Source organism: Microbacterium sp. EST19A, assembly GCF_019969685.1.
In the GTDB taxonomy this organism is placed as follows: domain Bacteria; phylum Actinomycetota; class Actinomycetes; order Actinomycetales; family Microbacteriaceae; genus Microbacterium.
Window position 1 is genome coordinate 1,244,492 of sequence record NZ_JAHXYZ010000001.1, and the last position, 16,640, is coordinate 1,261,131.

General features: G+C 70.4%; 16 protein-coding genes. 3 read left to right on the forward strand and 13 right to left on the reverse strand.

Annotation, left to right across the window (positions count from 1 at the left end):
- Nucleotides 1–12 precede the first annotated feature (12 nt).
- The 13 genes from LC452_RS06135 to LC452_RS06195 all read right to left on the reverse strand — a co-directional run bounded on the left by LC452_RS06135 (nt 13) and on the right by LC452_RS06195 (nt 14,071).
- On the reverse strand, nt 13–1,008 hold the full coding sequence (locus LC452_RS06135; protein WP_223623273.1) for an ADP-ribosylglycohydrolase family protein: 996 nt from the start codon (nt 1,006–1,008) through the stop codon (nt 13–15).
- Complete coding sequence (locus LC452_RS06140; RefSeq protein WP_223623275.1) at nt 1,005–2,000, reverse strand: ADP-ribosylglycohydrolase family protein; 996 nt, start codon at nt 1,998–2,000, stop codon at nt 1,005–1,007. The genes LC452_RS06135 and LC452_RS06140 overlap by 4 nt, the downstream gene beginning before the upstream one ends.
- The gene (locus tag LC452_RS06145; RefSeq protein WP_223623277.1) at nt 1,997–3,376 is read right to left on the reverse strand and encodes an ADP-ribosylglycohydrolase family protein; all 1,380 of its coding nucleotides are present in this window, start codon (nt 3,374–3,376) and stop codon (nt 1,997–1,999) included. Before LC452_RS06145 ends, LC452_RS06140 begins: the two co-directional genes overlap by 4 nt.
- Complete coding sequence (locus LC452_RS06150) at nt 3,376–4,524, reverse strand: ADP-ribosylglycohydrolase family protein (RefSeq protein ID WP_223623279.1); 1,149 nt, start codon at nt 4,522–4,524, stop codon at nt 3,376–3,378. Before LC452_RS06150 ends, LC452_RS06145 begins: the two co-directional genes overlap by 1 nt.
- Nucleotides 4,525–4,576: 52 nt before the next feature.
- On the reverse strand, nt 4,577–5,869 hold the full coding sequence (locus tag LC452_RS06155; RefSeq protein ID WP_223623280.1) for an ABC transporter substrate-binding protein: 1,293 nt from the start codon (nt 5,867–5,869) through the stop codon (nt 4,577–4,579).
- A gap of 47 nt (nt 5,870–5,916) precedes the next feature.
- Nucleotides 5,917–6,822: a carbohydrate ABC transporter permease gene (locus tag LC452_RS06160; protein WP_223623282.1), complete on the reverse strand. Its 906-nt coding sequence runs from the start codon at nt 6,820–6,822 to the stop codon at nt 5,917–5,919.
- A complete protein-coding gene (locus LC452_RS06165; protein WP_223623284.1) occupies nt 6,819–7,769 on the reverse strand; it encodes a carbohydrate ABC transporter permease in 951 nt (316 codons plus the stop codon). The genes LC452_RS06160 and LC452_RS06165 overlap by 4 nt, the downstream gene beginning before the upstream one ends.
- The gene (locus LC452_RS06170) at nt 7,766–8,788 is read right to left on the reverse strand and encodes a LacI family DNA-binding transcriptional regulator (protein WP_223623286.1); all 1,023 of its coding nucleotides are present in this window, start codon (nt 8,786–8,788) and stop codon (nt 7,766–7,768) included. The genes LC452_RS06165 and LC452_RS06170 overlap by 4 nt, the downstream gene beginning before the upstream one ends.
- A gap of 106 nt (nt 8,789–8,894) precedes the next feature.
- A complete protein-coding gene (locus LC452_RS06175) occupies nt 8,895–9,695 on the reverse strand; it encodes a CoA ester lyase (protein WP_223623289.1) in 801 nt (266 codons plus the stop codon).
- Nucleotides 9,695–10,912 (reverse strand): CaiB/BaiF CoA-transferase family protein, encoded by a 1,218-nt coding sequence (locus LC452_RS06180; protein WP_223623291.1) that lies wholly within the window; start codon nt 10,910–10,912, stop codon nt 9,695–9,697. Before LC452_RS06180 ends, LC452_RS06175 begins: the two co-directional genes overlap by 1 nt.
- 54 nt (nt 10,913–10,966) lie before the next feature.
- The gene (locus tag LC452_RS06185; RefSeq protein ID WP_223623293.1) at nt 10,967–11,989 is read right to left on the reverse strand and encodes an iron chelate uptake ABC transporter family permease subunit; all 1,023 of its coding nucleotides are present in this window, start codon (nt 11,987–11,989) and stop codon (nt 10,967–10,969) included.
- Nucleotides 11,986–13,017 (reverse strand): iron ABC transporter permease, encoded by a 1,032-nt coding sequence (locus tag LC452_RS06190; protein ID WP_223623295.1) that lies wholly within the window; start codon nt 13,015–13,017, stop codon nt 11,986–11,988. Before LC452_RS06190 ends, LC452_RS06185 begins: the two co-directional genes overlap by 4 nt.
- Before the next feature lie 10 nt (nt 13,018–13,027).
- A complete protein-coding gene (locus tag LC452_RS06195; protein ID WP_223623297.1) occupies nt 13,028–14,071 on the reverse strand; it encodes an iron-siderophore ABC transporter substrate-binding protein in 1,044 nt (347 codons plus the stop codon).
- Between the two features lie 187 nt (nt 14,072–14,258).
- On the opposite strand from LC452_RS06195, the gene LC452_RS06200 reads away from it, so the two are divergent.
- The 3 genes from LC452_RS06200 (at nt 14,259) to LC452_RS06210 (ending at nt 16,619) form a co-directional block, all read left to right on the forward strand.
- Nucleotides 14,259–14,960, forward strand: a complete 702-nt coding sequence (locus tag LC452_RS06200; protein WP_223623299.1) for a hypothetical protein — start codon at nt 14,259–14,261, stop codon at nt 14,958–14,960.
- A 563-nt stretch (nt 14,961–15,523) separates the two neighbouring features.
- Nucleotides 15,524–15,982, forward strand: a complete 459-nt coding sequence (locus tag LC452_RS06205; RefSeq protein WP_223623301.1) for a hypothetical protein — start codon at nt 15,524–15,526, stop codon at nt 15,980–15,982.
- Between the two features lie 79 nt (nt 15,983–16,061).
- On the forward strand, nt 16,062–16,619 hold the full coding sequence (locus tag LC452_RS06210; RefSeq protein ID WP_223623303.1) for a hypothetical protein: 558 nt from the start codon (nt 16,062–16,064) through the stop codon (nt 16,617–16,619).
- Nucleotides 16,620–16,640: the final 21 nt, after the last annotated feature.

Below are 16,640 nucleotides of genomic sequence, written 5' to 3' on the forward strand. Positions count from 1 at the left end.
AACGGGGCCGGATCACCCCGCGACGACCTCGGCGACCGTGCGTCCGGCCAGCGAGGGGATGCCGAGACCGGTGAGGCGGATGCCGTCGGCCTCCAGCCCCTCCGGGATCCAGTCCTCGCCGAACAGCACCGCCGCCGCCGCACCGGCGAGCGCGGGCAGCGACGCGGCATTCCGCGGCTGCGCGAGCGCCCCGAGCAGGAGGTCGTCGGCGCTGGCGGCGGTCGCCACGTGCGCGAGCAGGAAGCCGAACGTCTCGGGTGCCGCGATCGGGTAGCTGTAGACGAAGTCGCCGACCTGCGTGCTCAAGCGTCGCGCGCGGTCCATCGGTCCCTTCGCCTCGGCCGCCACGCGCAGCGACGACTCGGCCATCCGGCGGCTCCAGGTGTCGTCCGGCAGCTGCGCGACCGCCAGCCCCACGGCATCCGCGGCGGAGGCACCGTCGATCAGCGCGCCGAACAGCGCCGCCGAGGCCCGTGCGCACCACACGCCGTCGAGCGAGTGGGTGATCGCGGCATCCGCCTCGGCCGCGTCGACGGCACCGGCCGACCCGTGCACGGCGACCGCGGCGAGCGCGCGCACGGTCGCGATGTCGTCGAAGTAGTGCGCGTTGTCGTGGCCGGACTGGGGCGGCTCGGCTCCCTTCCGCAGGTTCTGCAGGGCGAGCTTCGTGCCGATGCGGACGCGCAGTCCGCTGTCGGGATCGGCCTCGAGTTCGGCGAGCTCGCGCCACTCCGTGAGGCCGAGGTCGCGCGCATGCTGCCGCGCCGAGAAGGCGAACCACTCGAGGTTCTCCCCCGGTCCCGGGTGCAGCACGCTCGGCGGAGCCGCGTGCGTGAACGGCCGTGGCACGGTGGTGGTGCGGTCGTCGTCGCCGAGCTTGGCGAGGATGCGCACGCGGTTGACGCGCTTCGGCGGCAGGGCGTACACGCGGAAGTCGGCGTTCATCGGCGAGCCGGCCTCGCCGGCGGTGATGCCCCGGGTGAAGAGCTCGATCAGGGGGGTGGTCATGCGCGCGCCTCCTCGACGATGCGGGTCAGGGTGTCGGCGGCGTCCAGGGGGTGGATGCCGGCCATCGAGCGGATGCACGATCCGGCGACGGGGCGGAGTCCGGCGACCCACTCGTCCGGCAGGTCGTCGATGCCGGAGATCGCGCCGCCGATGCAGCCGGCGATGGCCGCGGTCGTGTCGGCGTCGCGGCCCATGTTAACGGCGAAGAGGATGCTGTCGGCCGCGCGCCCCTCGGCGTGCAGCACCGAGGCCATCGCCAGCCCGACGGCTTCGGGCGCGAGGTCGGCCCAGAAGTAGTCGGCGACGGCGAGACGGTCGTGCAGCGCCAGGGCGAGTGCGTCGTCGTCGAGCCCCGAGTGCACGAGGTCGCGGGCGTCGCGCAGGTTGCGGGCGGTCCAGCTGTCGGCCGGGATCGCCGCGAGTCCCGCCTCGTAGCAGGCGGCGGCATCCGCTCCGGTGAGCGCGGTGGTGACGGCGACCGCCACGACGACGCCCGCCCAGATGCCCTCGGTGGTGTGGCTCACGGCGCCGTCGGCCTCGGCCAGACGTCGGGCGAGGTCGACGTCGCCGTCGGCGACGATCCCGAGCGGGCTGACGCGCATCGCGAGCCCGTCGCTCCACCCGTGCATGGTGTCTCCGGTGAGCGGCGGACGGATGCCGTGGCGCAGGTTGTCGATCGCGGCCATCTCGCTGAAGCCGCCGCCTTTGAAGTCGTCGGCCTGCGGCAGCACGTCTTCGATCCAGGTCTGCATGAAATCGTCGGCGGTGGCGCCGGTGCCGACCCGCTGCACGGTCTTCGCCGTCAGCAGCGCGTACTCGGTGTCGTCGCTGCCGGCGGGCTCCGGGTCGAGGTAGCCGGTCACCCGGCCGTGGGCCGCCTGGATCTCTGCGGCGGAGAAGCCCTCGACCGGCCGCCCGATCGCGTCGCCGATCGCGAGGCCGGCGAGCGACCCTCGGGCTCGGTCCTGCAGGGTCGGCGTGGGAGAAGTCATGAACGTCCTTGTCTCTCGGGGGTGAGTCCGTGCGTCGGGAGGAGCGCTGCGGTGCGACGGGCGAGGTCGTCGATGGCGACGCCGTCGAGACCGGGGAGGCTCGTCGTGATGCGGTTCTGCAGCGGGTCGGTGAAGTGCGCCGGCAGCAGCTCGAAACCGGCGAGGCCGCCGAGCACCGAGCCGACGGTCGCACCGGCCGAGTCGGTGTCCCAGCCGGCGATCACGGCCAGCGGCACCCCGCGGGTGAAGTCGCCGCCGCTGCGGGCGAGCGCGAACGCGGTGAGTGCCGCGTTGTTGATGGTGTGCACCCAGTGCAGGTGACCGTAGGCGGCATGCAGCTCGTCGATCGCCGCCGCGTCGTCGAGGTCTCCTCGGCCGAGCTCGGCGCCGTGCGCGATCGCCGCCGCGAGTTCGCTGCCCGCGGGGACGGCGGTCGCGGCGAGATCGAGCACCTCGTCGACGGATGCCGCGACCAGCGAGGCCGAGGTCAGCGCCGCCGCCCACATCGCACCCCAGAGACCGTTGCGGGCGTGGCTGAGGCGGGCATCCGTCCAGGCCATGCGCGCGGCCTCGGCGATGTCGCCCGGGTTGATCCAGCCGTAGACATCGGTGCGGATGAGGGCGCCGATCCACTCGCGGAACGGATTGCGCACCCGCGCGGCCTCATCGGGGCGGTAGCCGTCGAGCAGGTTCCGGTACGCGATGCGCTCGGCCGTGAACGTGCGCCCGGCCGGGAGGTCGGCCAGCCAGGCCTGCGCGATGTCGTCGGTCGTGAATCCGCGGCCCGCGGTCTCGAGCACGCGCAGGTTCAGCAGCGGGTAGTTGAGGTCATCGTCCTCCGGCATCCCGTCGATGTTCTCGACCAGGGAGTTCACCGATGACCGGCGGTTCCACGGCCACCTCGCGGCCACGTCGGCCGGCAGGCCCTGCGCGGTGAAGTAGTCGGTCAGCGGCCAGCGGCCGGTGGCCCGCAGGATCTCCTCGATGCCTTCGCGCGGGATCTTCTCGACGGGCTTGCCCCACAGGCATCCGGCGGATCGTCCCGCCCACGCCCCGTGCAGACGGTCGAGCAGCGCGGCGTCTCCCGGCGGCGCGATCGGCGCCGGGATGCCGTCGAGCAGGGCCCGCACGTCTCGCCACGTCGTCGGATCGGGCACAGGAGCCGCGACGTCGTCGAGCTCGACGAGCAGCGCGCGGGCGAGGGCCCGCAGCTCGTCGGACGCGGCATCCGGCGTCGCCCCTCCCCGCACCGGATCGAGGTCGCCGCCGGCGGCCCGCCAGCGCTCCGTGATCGCATCGACGTCCTTGCCCTCGGCGCGCGCCTGCACGATCTCGTGCGGCAGCAGGTCCTCGGGTTGCGCCCAGGTCAGGCGCATCACGCCACCCGCAGGGCCGCGACCCGTCGGACGTCGGCCTCGGCGCGCTCGGCATCCTTCTCCATGATCTCCACGGCGACATCGGACAGCAGCGCGGCGTACTCGTCGAAGTCGACGCGGCTGGCCTCGGCGATCGTGTCGAAGATCTCGGTCGGGATGACCTCGCGCCCCCCGAGCCCTGCGGCGATGCTGCCCGCCATCGACGCGATCGAGTCGGAGTCGCGGCCGTAGTTGACGGCCCCGAGCACTGTCGGCAGGAACGCGCCGTCGTGTGCGACGAGGAAGCCCAGGGCGACCGGGAGCTCTTCGATGGACTTGGTGCGCGAGGGCACCCTGGCGTCCATGGCCGGCTCGCGGTACGCGTCGCCGACGGTGTCGAACGGACGAATCGCGTCGCGCAGCGCGAGGCCGATCGCGTCGTCGTCGGCATCCGCAGGAAGGGCGCGTGCCGCGTCGACGACGGCGCGGATCGCCGCGGCGGTGCCGTCGCGGGCCACACGCAGCACCGCATCGATCACCGAGTCGACGGTGGCATCGAGGGCGACGGATGCCGCGACCCCGGCCGCGAACACCCCCGCGGCCTCGCGTCCATAGCTGGACTGGTGGGCTCCGGCGACGTCGATCGCCTCGGCGTACGCCGCCTCCGGGTTGCCGGCGTTCACGATGCCGACCGGCGCCATGTACATCGCGGCGCCGCAGTTGACGACGTTGCCGACGCCCGCCTCACGCGGATCCGCGTGGCCGTACTGCAGGCGGGCGACCAGCCACTTCTCGGCGAGGAAGATGCGCTGCAGCAGGATCGACTCGCGCTCCAGCTCCGGGATCCAGCGGATCTCGGTCTGCAGCAGCGGCACGAGCAGCTCGGCGACCGTGAAGGCGTCGATGTGGTCGCGCCGCTCGGCGTACACCCGGATCAGGGCCTGCGTCATCAGGGTGTCGTCCGTGATGTGCCCGTCGCCCTTGTGGTACGGGCTGACCGGCCGCGCGGTCTGCCAGTCCAGGTGATAGGGCGGCACGATCCCGGTGATGGGACCCCCGTACCGCTCCTTGATCTTCTCCGGACTGAACCCCTCGGCCGCCCCGCCCAGGGCGTCGCCGATGGCCGACCCTGCGAGCACGGCCGCCGTGCGTTCCCGAATCCAGCTCATGCCATTCCTCTCCTAGAGGTGGGGCGGATGACCGGCATCCGCCCCACCGTCGTCAACCGTTGACCTGTGCCCAGCCGTCGTCGAGCTCGGAGGTCAGGCCCTTGTCGTCGATCTCGCCGCCCAGGAACTTCTGGAACGCCGGGGTCGCGACCGTGTCCTTCCAGCGGACGAATCCGTTCGCCTGCAGGAACACGGGGCCTTCGAGGCCCTCGGCCGACTTCACGATCTCGGGCCAGCCGTTCTGGTCGGCCGTCTCCTCGGCGAGCGCCTCGCGGGCCGACACCGTCGTCGGGATGAGTCCGTCGGCGATGTTCATCTTCACGAGGTTGTCGGTCTGCATGAAGTAGTCGAGGAACTTGCCGGCCTGCTCCGTGTAGGCCGAGTCGACGTTGATCGACAGCGTCTGCGGGTTGGCGGCCTGGACCGCTCCCTCGGAGCCGGCGAGCGGCGGCAGCACGATCCAGTCCATGTCGGCCGGAGCGTCGGTGGCGATGTTGGCCACCTGGTACGAGCCCTGCACGGTCATGGCGGCCTTGCCGGCGTAGAACGTGGCGAGCACGTCGGCACCCGACTGCGTGACGCCGATCGGATCGACCGAGCCCTCTTCGATCATGTCGCGCACGCGGTTCGGCACCTCGAGGTCGGCATCCTTGACGTCGACCTTCATGTCGTCGCCCTTGCCGGTGAAGTACTCCGAGCCGAAGCCCATCCCGAGGCTCATGAACGCGGCGGTCGGGCTCTTCAGGCCCCAGGTGATGCCGTGCACGTCGCCGGATGTCGTCGCCTTCGCGATGTCGGCGAGCTCGTCCCACGTCATCGAGTCGCCGGTCGGGATCTCGACCCCTGCCGACTCGAGCAGCGTTTTGTTCGCGAACACGACGTAGGTCTGGAGCTCGGTGGGAGCGCCGATGATCTGGTCGTCGACGGTGACCGACTCGAGCACACCGGGGTCGATGTCGTCGATCGTCTCTTTGCTCAGCAGATCGCTCAGGTCGGCCAGGTAGCCGTCACGGGCGAAGGGCACGATGCCGAGCACCTCGTAGTGGATGATGTCGGGCGCGACCTCGCCGGCGAACTGCGTCGTCAGCTTGTCGTCGAGGCTGTCGGTCGGCGCCTGCACGATCTCGACCTGGATGTCGGGGTTGTCGTCGTTCCAGGCGTCGACGATCTCCTTCGTGGCCTGGATCGCCGCCGGCTGGTCGGAGAACGACTGGAAGGTGATCGATACGGGTTCGCCGTCGCCGGTGTCCTCGGGGGTGTCGCCGCCCGAGGAGCACGATGCGAGGGTCAGCGCCGTCACCGCCGCTGCGGCGAGCGCGATGGACGCGCGATGAAGCTTCTTCACTTCATACCTCTTTCTCTTAGTGGTGGGGGATTGCGGGATCTGTGGGCTCAGCCCTTCACCGCGCCCGAGAGCAGGCCGGTGGCCAGCCGCTTCTGCAGGAGGGTGAAGAACACGATGCTCGGGATGCTGGAGAGCAGGGCGCCGGCGGCGAGCGGGCCGACCGCGACCTTGCCCTCGCCGCCGACGAACGTGCTGAGGGCGATCGGGAGGGTGTAGTTCTCGGGCGACTGCAGCAGCACCAGGGCGAAGAAGAACTCGTTGTAGGCCGACACGAAGCTGAACATCGCCGTCGCGACGAGTCCGGGCATCAGCAGCGGGAACACGACGCGCTGCAGCGTTCGTGCCTTGTTCGCGCCGTCGATCGACGCGGCCTCCTCGATGTCGAAGGGGATCGCGGCGACGTAGCCCTGCAGCATCCACAGCGAGAAAGGCAGCGTGTAGACCGAGTACACCGCGATGAGCCCGAGCAGCGAGTCGACGAGGCCGGCGGACCGCAGGATGAAGAACAGCGGGATGACGACGAGGATGACCGGGAAGATCTGGCTGACCAGGATGTAGCCGACGCCGATGGAGCGGAGCTTGCCCTGGTAGCGCGCCATCACGTACGCGCCGGGGATCGACAGCAGGGTGACGATGATCGTGGTCGCGACGGCGACGATGAGGCTGTTGCCGGCCGCGCGGATGAGTCCCTGGCGCTCGATGGCGGCCACGAAGTTGTCGATCGTGGGCTGCAGCGGGATCAGGTTGACGGCGAGCGAGTTGATCTCGGCGGACGACTTGAACGCGGTGGAGATGAGCCATAGCAGCGGGAAGCCGAGGAAGACGAGGAACCCCGCGAGCGCCAGGTACTGCAGTGTGCGCACCAGCGGCGTGGTGCGCACGCCGCTCCGTGCGCGCTGCTTCTTCTTCGTGCCCTGCGTGACCATGGCCCGGGTCGCGGTGCTCTCGCTCATCGTGCGGTCCTCTCCGGTCGCAGCTGACGCCACAGGGCGATCACCAGGATCACGACGAGGAAGATGACGATCACGTCGCCCATCGCCGCGGCGCCTCCGGTGTTGCGGGTCTTGAAGGCCTCGATGTAGGTGAAGAGCATCGGCAGCATCGTGCGTCCGCCCGGGCCGCCCTCGGTCATGACGTAGACGATGCCGAAGGAGTTGAAGTTCCAGATGAAGCTCAGGCTCGCGATCGAGAAGATCACCGGTCGCAGCGCCGGCAGGGTGACGCTGATGAATCGGCGCCAGGTGCTCGCCCCGTCGACGGCCGCCGCTTCGAGCAGCTCGCCCGGCACCTGCTGCAGCCCGGCCAGCAGCACGACCGTGTTCTGCGGCATGCCGACCCAGACCCCCACGAGGATGACCGCGGGGAGGGCGAGACCGAAGTCGCCGAGCCAGTTGATGTTCTGGGGTCCGCCGAGCGATTCGATCAGCCAGTTCAGCGGACCGTTGGTCGGCGAGTAGATCATCTGCCACATGACGGCGACGACCACCGGCGGCATGGCCCACGGGATGAGCGCGAGCACGCGGGTGATGCCGCGGAAGCGCAGGTCGGTGTTCAGCAGCAGGGCGAGGCAGAGTCCGCCGATCAGCTGCAGAGCCGTCACGACGACGGCCCAGATCATGCCGATGCCGAACGACTGCCAGAACTGCGTGTCGGAGCCCAGCTTGATGAAGTTCTCGAAGCCGATGAACTGCGTCTCGTGGTGACGGGCGAGGCGGGAGTCGGTGAAGGCGGTCGCCACGCCGATGAAGAGCGGCACGACGCTGAGCACGAGGATCGGGATCAGCGTCGGGACGACGAGGCCGATCGCCTCGTTGCGCCGGGAGCGGGCGAGGCCGCCCTTCCGTGGTGCGCTCTTCGCGGCGGTCTTCGGGGTCGTGTTCTTCGACGCGGTGATGCTCATGCGGACTCTCCGATCGTCGAGGCGCGCACCACGAGGGTGGCCTCCACCGTCTCGCGCCGGGTCGGCCGGGACGGATCGGCGAAGCGCTCGCTCAGCATGCGGGCGGCGATTCGGCCGCGGCGCTCGGACTGGAGGGAGACCGAGGTCAGCGGCGGGCTGTACAGCGCCGCGAGGTCGGTGTCGTCGATGCCGGTCACGGCGATGTCCTCCGGCACGCGCAGGCCCTGACGGCGCGCGGCGTTGATGGCGCCGATCGCGATGAGGTCGTTGGCGCACACGATCGCGTCGATCTGCACGCCGCTCTCGCGGGTCGCGGCGAGCAGGCGCTCGGCGGCTTCTACTCCCGAGCCGACGGTGAAGTCCGCGGCGGTGACCTGGAGGGCCTCGCTGCGCGCGAGTCCGTGGCGCTCGACCGCGGCCGTGAACCCGGCGCGTCGGGCGGCACCGGGGTTCGTGTTCCCGGGTCCGTTGATCACGCCGATGTGGGTGCGGCCGATGTCGACGAGGTGATCCACGACCATCCCGACGGCGACGGCCGAGTCGACGAAGACGCTGTCGATGCTGAGCTCGGAGTGCAGGGTGCCGATGACGACCACCGGCACGACGGTGTCGGCGAGAGCCTGACGCAGCGCGGGGGTGACGCGCAGCGGCGAGATGATCAGCCCGTCGCCGGCGCCCATGCTGAGCATGCGGACGAGTTCGACGGTCTGATCGGGACGCCGTCCGGTCGCCGAGACGCTGATGCGGGTCGTCTCGCCCAGCTCCTCCTCGATCGCGCGCAGCATCTGCACGTAGTTCGGGTTGCCGATGTCATCGACGGCGAAGACCACCTGCGGGTGTCCACCGAGGCGCAGCGACCGCGCGGTCGCGTCGGGGAGGTAGCCGATGCGCTTGGCGGCCGTGCGGACCTTGCGCACCATCTCCGGGCTCGCGGAACGACCGGTGAGAGCACGCGATGCGGAGGCCAGCGAGACGCCGGCGGCAGCCGCGACCTGGTGAAGTGTCGGCTTCGTCCCCATGGTTCTCCTCGTCGAGTGGAAACGTTTCCAGCATCCGGATGTGGAAACGTTTCCAAATCGGCGCTGGTCGGGCTCCAGGGAATCTAGGCGGACTCCCCCGCGGGTGTCAAGACCCTGCGTCGGCCGCGCGCAGGATCCTCACGGCGCGACCGCGCATCGCAGGATCGACCATCTCGCCCGAGGCCAGGGTCGACACACCACCTGCCTCGAGCGCCGCGAGCACCTCCTCCGCCCACGCCCGCTCGGCGGCGGACGGGGCGAACACCGCGGCGATGATCGGAAGCTGCGCGGGGTGCACCGCCATCCGCCCGAACAGGCCGAGCTCGGCCATCCGGCGGGTGTCGGCGCGCAGACCCTCCTCATCGCGGATCGCGGGATACACCGACCCCATCGGCGCGGGAAGACCAGCGGCCCGCGCCGCGAACAGCACGGTGAGCCGGGCGTGGTCGAGCATCCGCTCTCCTCCCCCGATCTCGCTCCGTAGGTCGCTCTCGCCGAGCGCCAGCGCGGTGACGGCGGGATGATCCGCGATCGGCAGGGCGTTCAGCACGCCGCGCGCCGACTCGAGCAGGGCGATCACGGGGCGTCCGGGCGCGAGTGCGGCGGCGTGGTCGACATCGGCCGCGGTCTCGACCTTCGGAAGACGGATGCCGACGTCGACGGGGAGACCGGCGACCGCACGCAGATCCTCGTCGTCGCCCGCGTTGACGCGCACCTGCGCGGCCGCGGTGCCTCGGCCCGGGCCGTTCAGCCACTCCACCACCGCGTCGCGCGCGGCCCGCTTGCGGTCGGGCGCGACGGCATCCTCGAGGTCGAAGACCACCAGGTCGGCGCCGCTGCCCTCCGCCGAGACGAACCGATCGGCGCGGTCGCCGGGCACGTAGAGGCCGGTGCGGTGGCCCGACATCAGACTGCTCCCGATGCATGCAGCTCAGCGATCTCGGCATCCGTGAATCCGGCGTCGCGCAGCACGTCGTCGGTGTCGGCACCGTGCCGGCGTCCGGCCCAGCGGATCGATCCCGGCGTGCGCGACAGGCGGAACAGCACGTTCTGCATCGCCACGTCGCCGAGCTCGTCGTCTACGACGCGCACCACGGTGCCCAGCGCGCGGTACTGCGGATCCTCGACCACGCCGCGCACGTCGTAGACGGGGGCGATCGCGGCCGACGCCGCCTCGAACGCGGCAACCACCTCGTCGGCGTCGTGGGCTCCGATCCACGACTGCACCGCGTCATCGAGCTCGTCGGCGTGCAGCGCGCGCTCATGACCCGAGCGGAACCAGGGTTCGTCGATCAGCTCGGCACGACCGACCACCGCCATCACGCGCTCGGCGATCGACTGCGAACTCGTCGAGACCGCCAGCCACACGTCGTCACGCGAGCGGTAGACGTTGCGCGGCGCGTTGTTGACCGAGCGGTTGCCGGTGCGCGGCTGCACGGTGCCGAGCTGATCCCAGGCCGTGATCTGCCCGCCGAGCAGCATGAGGATCGGCTCGATGATCGCCATGTCGACGACCTGCCCCCGGCCATCGCGCTCGGCACTGCGCAGCGCCGCCATCACGGCGTACGAGGTGGCGAGGGCGGCGATGCCGTCGGCCAGTCCGAACGGCGGGAGCGTGGGCGGACCGTCGGGGTCGCCGGTCAGCGCCGCGAATCCGCTCATCGCCTCGGCCAGGCTGCCGAAACCCGGGCGCGACGAATAGGGTCCGAACTGCCCGAAGGCCGTGACCCGGGCGAGCACGAGGCGCGGGTTCGCCTCGTGGAGGCGCTCCGGCGACAGACCCCAGCGCTCGAGGGTGCCGGGGCGGAAGTTCTCGATCATGACGTCGGCATCCGCCACCAGCCGCAGCAGCACCTCGGCGCCGGCGGCGGAGCTCAGGTCGACGGTCGCCGTGCGCTTGTTGCGGCCGAGCGTCTTCCACCACAGGTTGACGCCGTCCTTCTGCGGGCCGTGTCCGCGCGAGGCGTCCGGACGCGTCGGATGCTCGATCTTGATCACGTCGGCGCCGAAGTCGCCGAGGAACGTCGCCGCGAGCGGCCCCGCGAACAGCGTGGACACGTCGAGCACCCGCACACCCTCGAGCGGAGGCGGTGGAACAGTTCTCAGATCATCCTGGTCCGACACCGAGACATGATAGCCAGACGTCCGGTGCGGATCGACCCCGGTCCGCGCGACGCCTCAGAAGCGCCGCCGCGCCGTCCGCACCACGAGGAAGATCAGGTAGACGCCGCCGAGCACGAGCGTGACGACGCCGACCGGGAGCGCCCGCCCGGGGATGCCGTTCTGCCCGATGATGTCGGCCAGCGACAGCAGCACGGCTCCGGTGAGGGCGGTGGCGACGAGGTGGAGCGGCCCGTTCTTCACGATCAGCTTCGCGAGATGCGGCGCCGCGAGGGCGACGAAGGCGATGGGTCCGATCGCCGCGGTGACGACGCCGCAGAGCCCCACGGCGATCGCGATGAGCCCGACCTTGGTGAGGTTCATCCGGCCGCCGAGGCTCGTGCCGATGTCGTCGCCCAGCTCGATGAGCCACAGTCCTCGGCGCGCGAAGCCCAGGAGCACCATCAGCGCCGTCACGACGATGATCGGCACTGCGGCCTGCGCCCACCCGACGCCGTTCAGCGATCCGGCCCCCCAGATCGCGGCCGAGATCGCCACCTCGAGCCGTGCGCGCAGCAGCATCCACGCGTTCAGCGCCGCGAGGATCGCGCTCACGCCGATGCCGACGATGACGATGCGGTAGCCGAGCGCGCCGCGACCGGCGACGAGGGCGGCGACGAGGGCCGCGGTCGCGAAGCCGCCGAGCACCGCGGCGATCGCAACCGCGACGCCCGACGAGCCGCCGGTGGTCATCACGATGAGAGCGCCCGTGTACGCGCCGGTGGTCAGGCCGATCACGTCGGGGCTGCCGAGCGGGTTGCGGGTGATCGTCTGGAACACGGTGCCGGCGAGGGCGAGGGCCGCCCCGAAGAAGACCGCGGCCAGCGCCCGGGGCAGCCGCCAGTCCACCACGACCATGCGGATGCCGCCCTGCGTCTCGAACAGCGCCTGGATGACGCGGATCGGCGACAGCACGGTGTCGCCGATCGAGAGGCTCGCGAGGAACGACGCCACCAGCACCGCGACGAGGATCGCCATCGCCCCGCGCGCCCGACGGCTGAGCGGACGGTGCCGGATCTCGGCCCGGGGTGCGGCGCTCACAGCTGCACCGGATTCCTGCGGCGGCCGATCCAGATGAGGAACGGAGCGGCGACGAAGGCCATGACGATGCCCACCGGCACCTCCTGCGGCGCGATGATGACGCGTCCGACCACGTCGCCGAGCACCACGACGATCGCCCCGATCACGGCCGCGAGCGGCACGATCGCCTTCTGCGACGACCCGACGATCCCGCGCGCGATGTGCGGAGCGGCGAGTCCGAGGAACGCGACGGGACCGGCGACGGCGGTCGCGGTGCCGGCGAGGAGGGTGACGGAGGCGACGGCTCCGGTGCGGAGCGGTCCGATGCGCACGCCGAGCGATGCGGCCGTGTCGTCGCCCAGGGCGAGCACGTCGAGGCTGCGCGTGATCGCGAAGGCCAGCACGAGGCCGACGGCGATCGTGGGGCCGGCGACCGTGAGGATCGACAGATCTCGACCCGCGAGCGCCCCCGACTCCCAGCTGCGCATCTGCAGGAAGGCGTGCGGGTTGAGCAGCACGAGCGCGGTCGTGAGTCCGCCGAGCACCGCGGCGAGCGCGACGCCGGCGAGCACGAGGGTGACCGGGCTGCCACCGCCCGCCGCCCCGAGGAGCACGACGCCGATGGTCGTGACCAGCGCCCCGACGAGCGCGAAGATCATCAGATGCGGGAAATCCCGGATGCCGAGGGTCGCGACCGCGATGGCCACGGCGACCGAGGCGCCGGCGTTCACCCCGAGGATGCCGGGATCGGCGAGCGCGTTGCGGGTGAGTCCCTGCATCACGGCACCCGCGGCTCCGAGGGCCAGACCCACGACGATGCCGAACACCGTGCGCGGGACGCGCGACTCCCGCACCACCAGCTGCAGGTCGCTTCCGTCGAAATCCGTGATCGCGCGGATCGCGGTGTCGAGACCCACGAGCTTGGTGCCGACCGTGAGGCCGATGCCCGCCGCCACGACCAGTGCAGCGAGGGCGAGCACGACGACGAGCGCGATCCGCCCCGGAGATGTCCGGGACGGATCGCGTCGCGTGCGTGCGACAGTGCTCATACGACCGAGGTCACTCCGCGGTGCGGGCCGGGCCGTTCCCTGCGATCGCGTCGGCGAGGGCCGGGACCAGGGCGTCGATCACATACGGGAGGCTGAGCGGAGATGTGAAGTAGATCGCGCCGGCGGTCACGCCGTCGGTGTAGACCACGGATCCGTTCTTCATCGCCTCGATGGCGGTCACGAACGGCTCCGCCTCGAGGGCGGTGATGTCGTCATCCGACTCCGTGCCCCAGATGAGCACGTCGGCCGCATTCAGCACGTCGAGGTTCTCGACCGGGATGTAGGCCTGGCCGCCGGACTCGTCCTCGGGGGCGTAGGCGTCGATCTCCGCGGGGATCGAGAAGCCGAGGTCGGTGAGGAAGTCGGTGCTGAGGCCGTCCTGGTAGGCGATCGCGGATCCGTCGTAGATCGCATTCTGCAGGAAGACGACCGAGGCGTCGGCGAACTCGGGGTGCGCCTCGGCCGCCTCGGCGAACTGGGCGTCGATGTCGTCGACGAGCTTCTGCGCGTCTTCGGTGCGGCCGACGGCCTTGCCGATCTGCAGGGTCTGCACGTCCCACGGCTCGAAGTACATCGAGTAGTCGCCGGAGTGCGCGATGGTGGGCGCGATGTCGGAGAGGCGGTCGTAGTCCTCCTCCGTCATGCCGGCGTTGGTGCCGATGATCAGGTCGGGGTCGAGCAGGGCGATGGCCTCGAAGTCCAGGCCGTCGCTCGTGCCGAGCACCTCGGGCTCGGAATCGCCGCGTGCCTCGTCGGCCCACGGCCACGACGCGAAGTCGTATCCGCCGTACCACTCGGTCACGCCCACCGGCTTGATGCCCAGGGCCCAGAGGGTGTCCTGCTCGGTGTAGCCGACGGTGACGACGCGCTGCGGCTGCTCGGGGATCTCCGTGTCGCCGTAGGCGTGCTCGACGGTGACGGGGAAGGCGCCGTCGTCGGCGGCAGGGGCAGCGCCGTCGGGGTTCTCGGCGGCCGGCGCGCAGGCGGACAGGGCCGCGGCGGCGACCGCGAGGGCGAGGAAGGCGGTGAGCGCCTTCGAACGTGTGAAGGGCATGGCGAAACCTGTTCGTCGAAGTAAGGGTTGCCTCAGCTTACCCAGTGGGCGGCCGTTCTCGCATCCGCGGATCACGATGGGGAGCCGTGCCCACGCGCGGATGTCGGAGGACCCGCCGAACATTTGGCATGCTGGAGGGCGTGCCCCGATGACCGTCGTCGGGGCATACGACTGAAGGGGGGACGCCATGCGCGTCAACAAATGGGGGGTCGGCGTGATTCTCGCCGCCTCCGTCCTACTCACCGGGTGCGCCGGAGGATCCGACAAGCCTGCCGACGAGAAGCCCAGCGGTGCCGCTCAGGAGGAGAACGCTGCTCCTGAGTCCGACTGCCCCGAGCTGAAGGACGGCGCGACCATCGACGGCGCCGCGCTCTCGGAGTGCGTCACGGAAGCCATGGCCGACTCGGCCGGCTTCGCGGCGAAGATGACCACGCTCGGCATGGAATCCACCAGCCGCTACAACCCGGCAGAGGCTGCCGTCGCGACGGACACGACCTTCGGATCCGTCGTCGTCATCGGCGAGGACGCCTGGGTGAAGTCCGCGACCGGCGAGTGGCAGGCCGCTGACACGGCCTCCACCGACCCGACGGTCGTCGCGCTCAGCACGGCCGCGAAGGCCGTCGACGCGTCCGACCCGATGGGTGTGGCCGGCACGCTCTCCGGCGAGTACACGGTCACCGGCACGGGCACGCGCCTCGGCCAGGACGTGTTCCTGCTCACCGGCGTCACCGAAGAGGGCGGCACGTCCGTCGACATGGTCTTCGAGCTCACCTCGGACTACGTCGTGCTCGCCGCCACCGGCTCGACCGAGCTCGAGGGTCAGAAGATCGAGAGCGTCCAGGAGATCACCGAGTGGGACGTCGAGCAGGACATCATCGCACCGCTCTGATCCAGAGCTGAGAACGACGGGCCGGGGCTGATGCCCCGGCCCGTCGTGTTTCCTCGCCTCGGTTTCCTAAGGGTCACTGCTCCTGGCGAGCTTTTCGCTGAGGTGAGAATCGACTGGCGATGCCTGCGCCGAAGAGAAAGGCGAGCAAGCCGATCACGAGACAGGCGGCCAGCGACTGCACCGTAGGCCCGTCAAGACTCCCTGTCAGACCGAGCCACGCAAGCAGGCCGCACCACGCAAGCACAAGGATCGCAGCGAGAGCCGTGCCGATCCTTCGGCCCATTCTCCCCACGATTGCACCCACAACGAGGAGAGTTACGCCTACGACTACATAGAGCATGTTCTGACTTTCGTTTGAGGAGAACGAGGCGTCAGCTCCCCGCATTGAGGCTAGGTGCGAACCAATAGCGCTGTCTGTCCCCTCTTCAGCGGACAGACATTCGGGCAGACTTTTCTAGCCGTTGGGATGCGCATCGCCCGCGAGGTCTTTGATATGTCTCGGGCCTGCCCCGACAGTTCAGGCAACGTGTCGCATCGCATCGCATCTGCCCTAGGTTGTGGTCATGACCGAGGGGAACACGAACGAGGCGAACTCCGCTCTGCTGACCGCGGGCATCGGACTGGCGCTCCTCGGCGCATGGATGACCACCTTCTCCTCCGGACCGGTCCTCGGCATCGCCGTCTCGGGGGTCGGCCTCGCCGTCGCCGTCGTGTTCGGGGTGCGGGTCTGGCGGCAGTGGCGTCGCCGCCCGAAGCGCCCCCGCTCGGCGGAACCCGACCCCGATCGCTTCTGGAATGCGGAGAACCGACTCACCTCGGCTACCTCGATCCTCGCCGTCTTCGTCGTCAGCGCCGTCGTTCGCGCGATCCTGGAGCCGGCGGAGGATCACCTGCAGATTCTCTGGCTCCTCGGCCCCCTGCTCCTCGGGGCCGTCGTCGCGCTTGTACTCGTCAAGCGTCACAACCGCCGGAAGGAGGCGCTGCGACGCCCGACCAACGGGCGGTCCTTCGCCGCTGATTAGGCTGGCAGGATGAGCAGTTCGACGCGACGACGCGTGGATCATCGCCGGGGCGGGTCTCGTCTGCTGCGGCGTTGCGGGGATGCTGCAGAGCAGTCTGATCGGGACCGCCGGGTCGGTGGTCTTGCGAACGGTCGCCGACGTGATCTTCGCCACGTCGATACTGCTGTTCTCCTTCGGGCTTTCGCGCGACGCGAGCGTCGTCGACCGCAAGCCGCTCGGAGCCGGAGCGCTGACCGTGTTCGCGCTCTGGCTTCTCCTCGCGCTCGCCCTCACGCCGGTTCTCGACACCGATCCCTCATCGGGAAGCGGGTCGTGGGAGATCTACCGTTACGTGACGCTGCTCGTCCCCGCCGCATCGGCCCTCATCGCGGCGTCGCAGATCGCTCGCGGGCGCACCGTTCCCGCACCGTGGCGGTGGGCACCGATGTGGGTTCTGGGCCTCTGTGCCGTGACCTGGATCATCCCGCAGATCATCGTCGCGACCGTTCGACCTGAGAGCATCCAGGCGTTCGCCGACCTGTTCGTGATGCTGAGTGCGCTCGCCTCCCTCGCCGGAACCCTCGGCCTCGGCATCCTCGCCGTCGTCCTCGCGTTGCGGCCGCAGTCCGGCAGCGTCGAGGTGTTCCGCTCGGCGTGAGCGGGTCCACGGTCCCTACGC

Bases quoted from the DNA above. Each gene is read 5' to 3' on its own strand.
- LC452_RS06145 (WP_223623277.1), bottom strand. From the start codon at position 3,376: ATGCGCCTGACCTGGGCGCAACCCGAGGACCTGCTGCCGCACGAGATC.
- LC452_RS06195 (WP_223623297.1), bottom strand. From the start codon at position 14,071: ATGCCCTTCACACGTTCGAAGGCGCTCACCGCCTTCCTCGCCCTCGCG.
- LC452_RS06150 (WP_223623279.1), bottom strand. From the start codon at position 4,524: ATGAGCTGGATTCGGGAACGCACGGCGGCCGTGCTCGCAGGGTCGGCC.
- LC452_RS06175 (WP_223623289.1), bottom strand. From the start codon at position 9,695: ATGTCGGGCCACCGCACCGGCCTCTACGTGCCCGGCGACCGCGCCGAT.
- LC452_RS06165 (WP_223623284.1), bottom strand. From the start codon at position 7,769: ATGAGCATCACCGCGTCGAAGAACACGACCCCGAAGACCGCCGCGAAG.
- LC452_RS06135 (WP_223623273.1), bottom strand. From the start codon at position 1,008: ATGACCACCCCCCTGATCGAGCTCTTCACCCGGGGCATCACCGCCGGC.
- LC452_RS06160 (WP_223623282.1), bottom strand. From the start codon at position 6,822: ATGAGCGAGAGCACCGCGACCCGGGCCATGGTCACGCAGGGCACGAAG.
- LC452_RS06170 (WP_223623286.1), bottom strand. From the start codon at position 8,788: ATGGGGACGAAGCCGACACTTCACCAGGTCGCGGCTGCCGCCGGCGTC.
- LC452_RS06200 (WP_223623299.1), top strand. From the start codon at position 14,259: ATGCGCGTCAACAAATGGGGGGTCGGCGTGATTCTCGCCGCCTCCGTC.
- LC452_RS06210 (WP_223623303.1), top strand. From the start codon at position 16,062: ATGCTGCAGAGCAGTCTGATCGGGACCGCCGGGTCGGTGGTCTTGCGA.
- LC452_RS06140 (WP_223623275.1), bottom strand. From the start codon at position 2,000: ATGACTTCTCCCACGCCGACCCTGCAGGACCGAGCCCGAGGGTCGCTC.
- LC452_RS06205 (WP_223623301.1), top strand. From the start codon at position 15,524: ATGACCGAGGGGAACACGAACGAGGCGAACTCCGCTCTGCTGACCGCG.
- LC452_RS06190 (WP_223623295.1), bottom strand. From the start codon at position 13,017: ATGAGCACTGTCGCACGCACGCGACGCGATCCGTCCCGGACATCTCCG.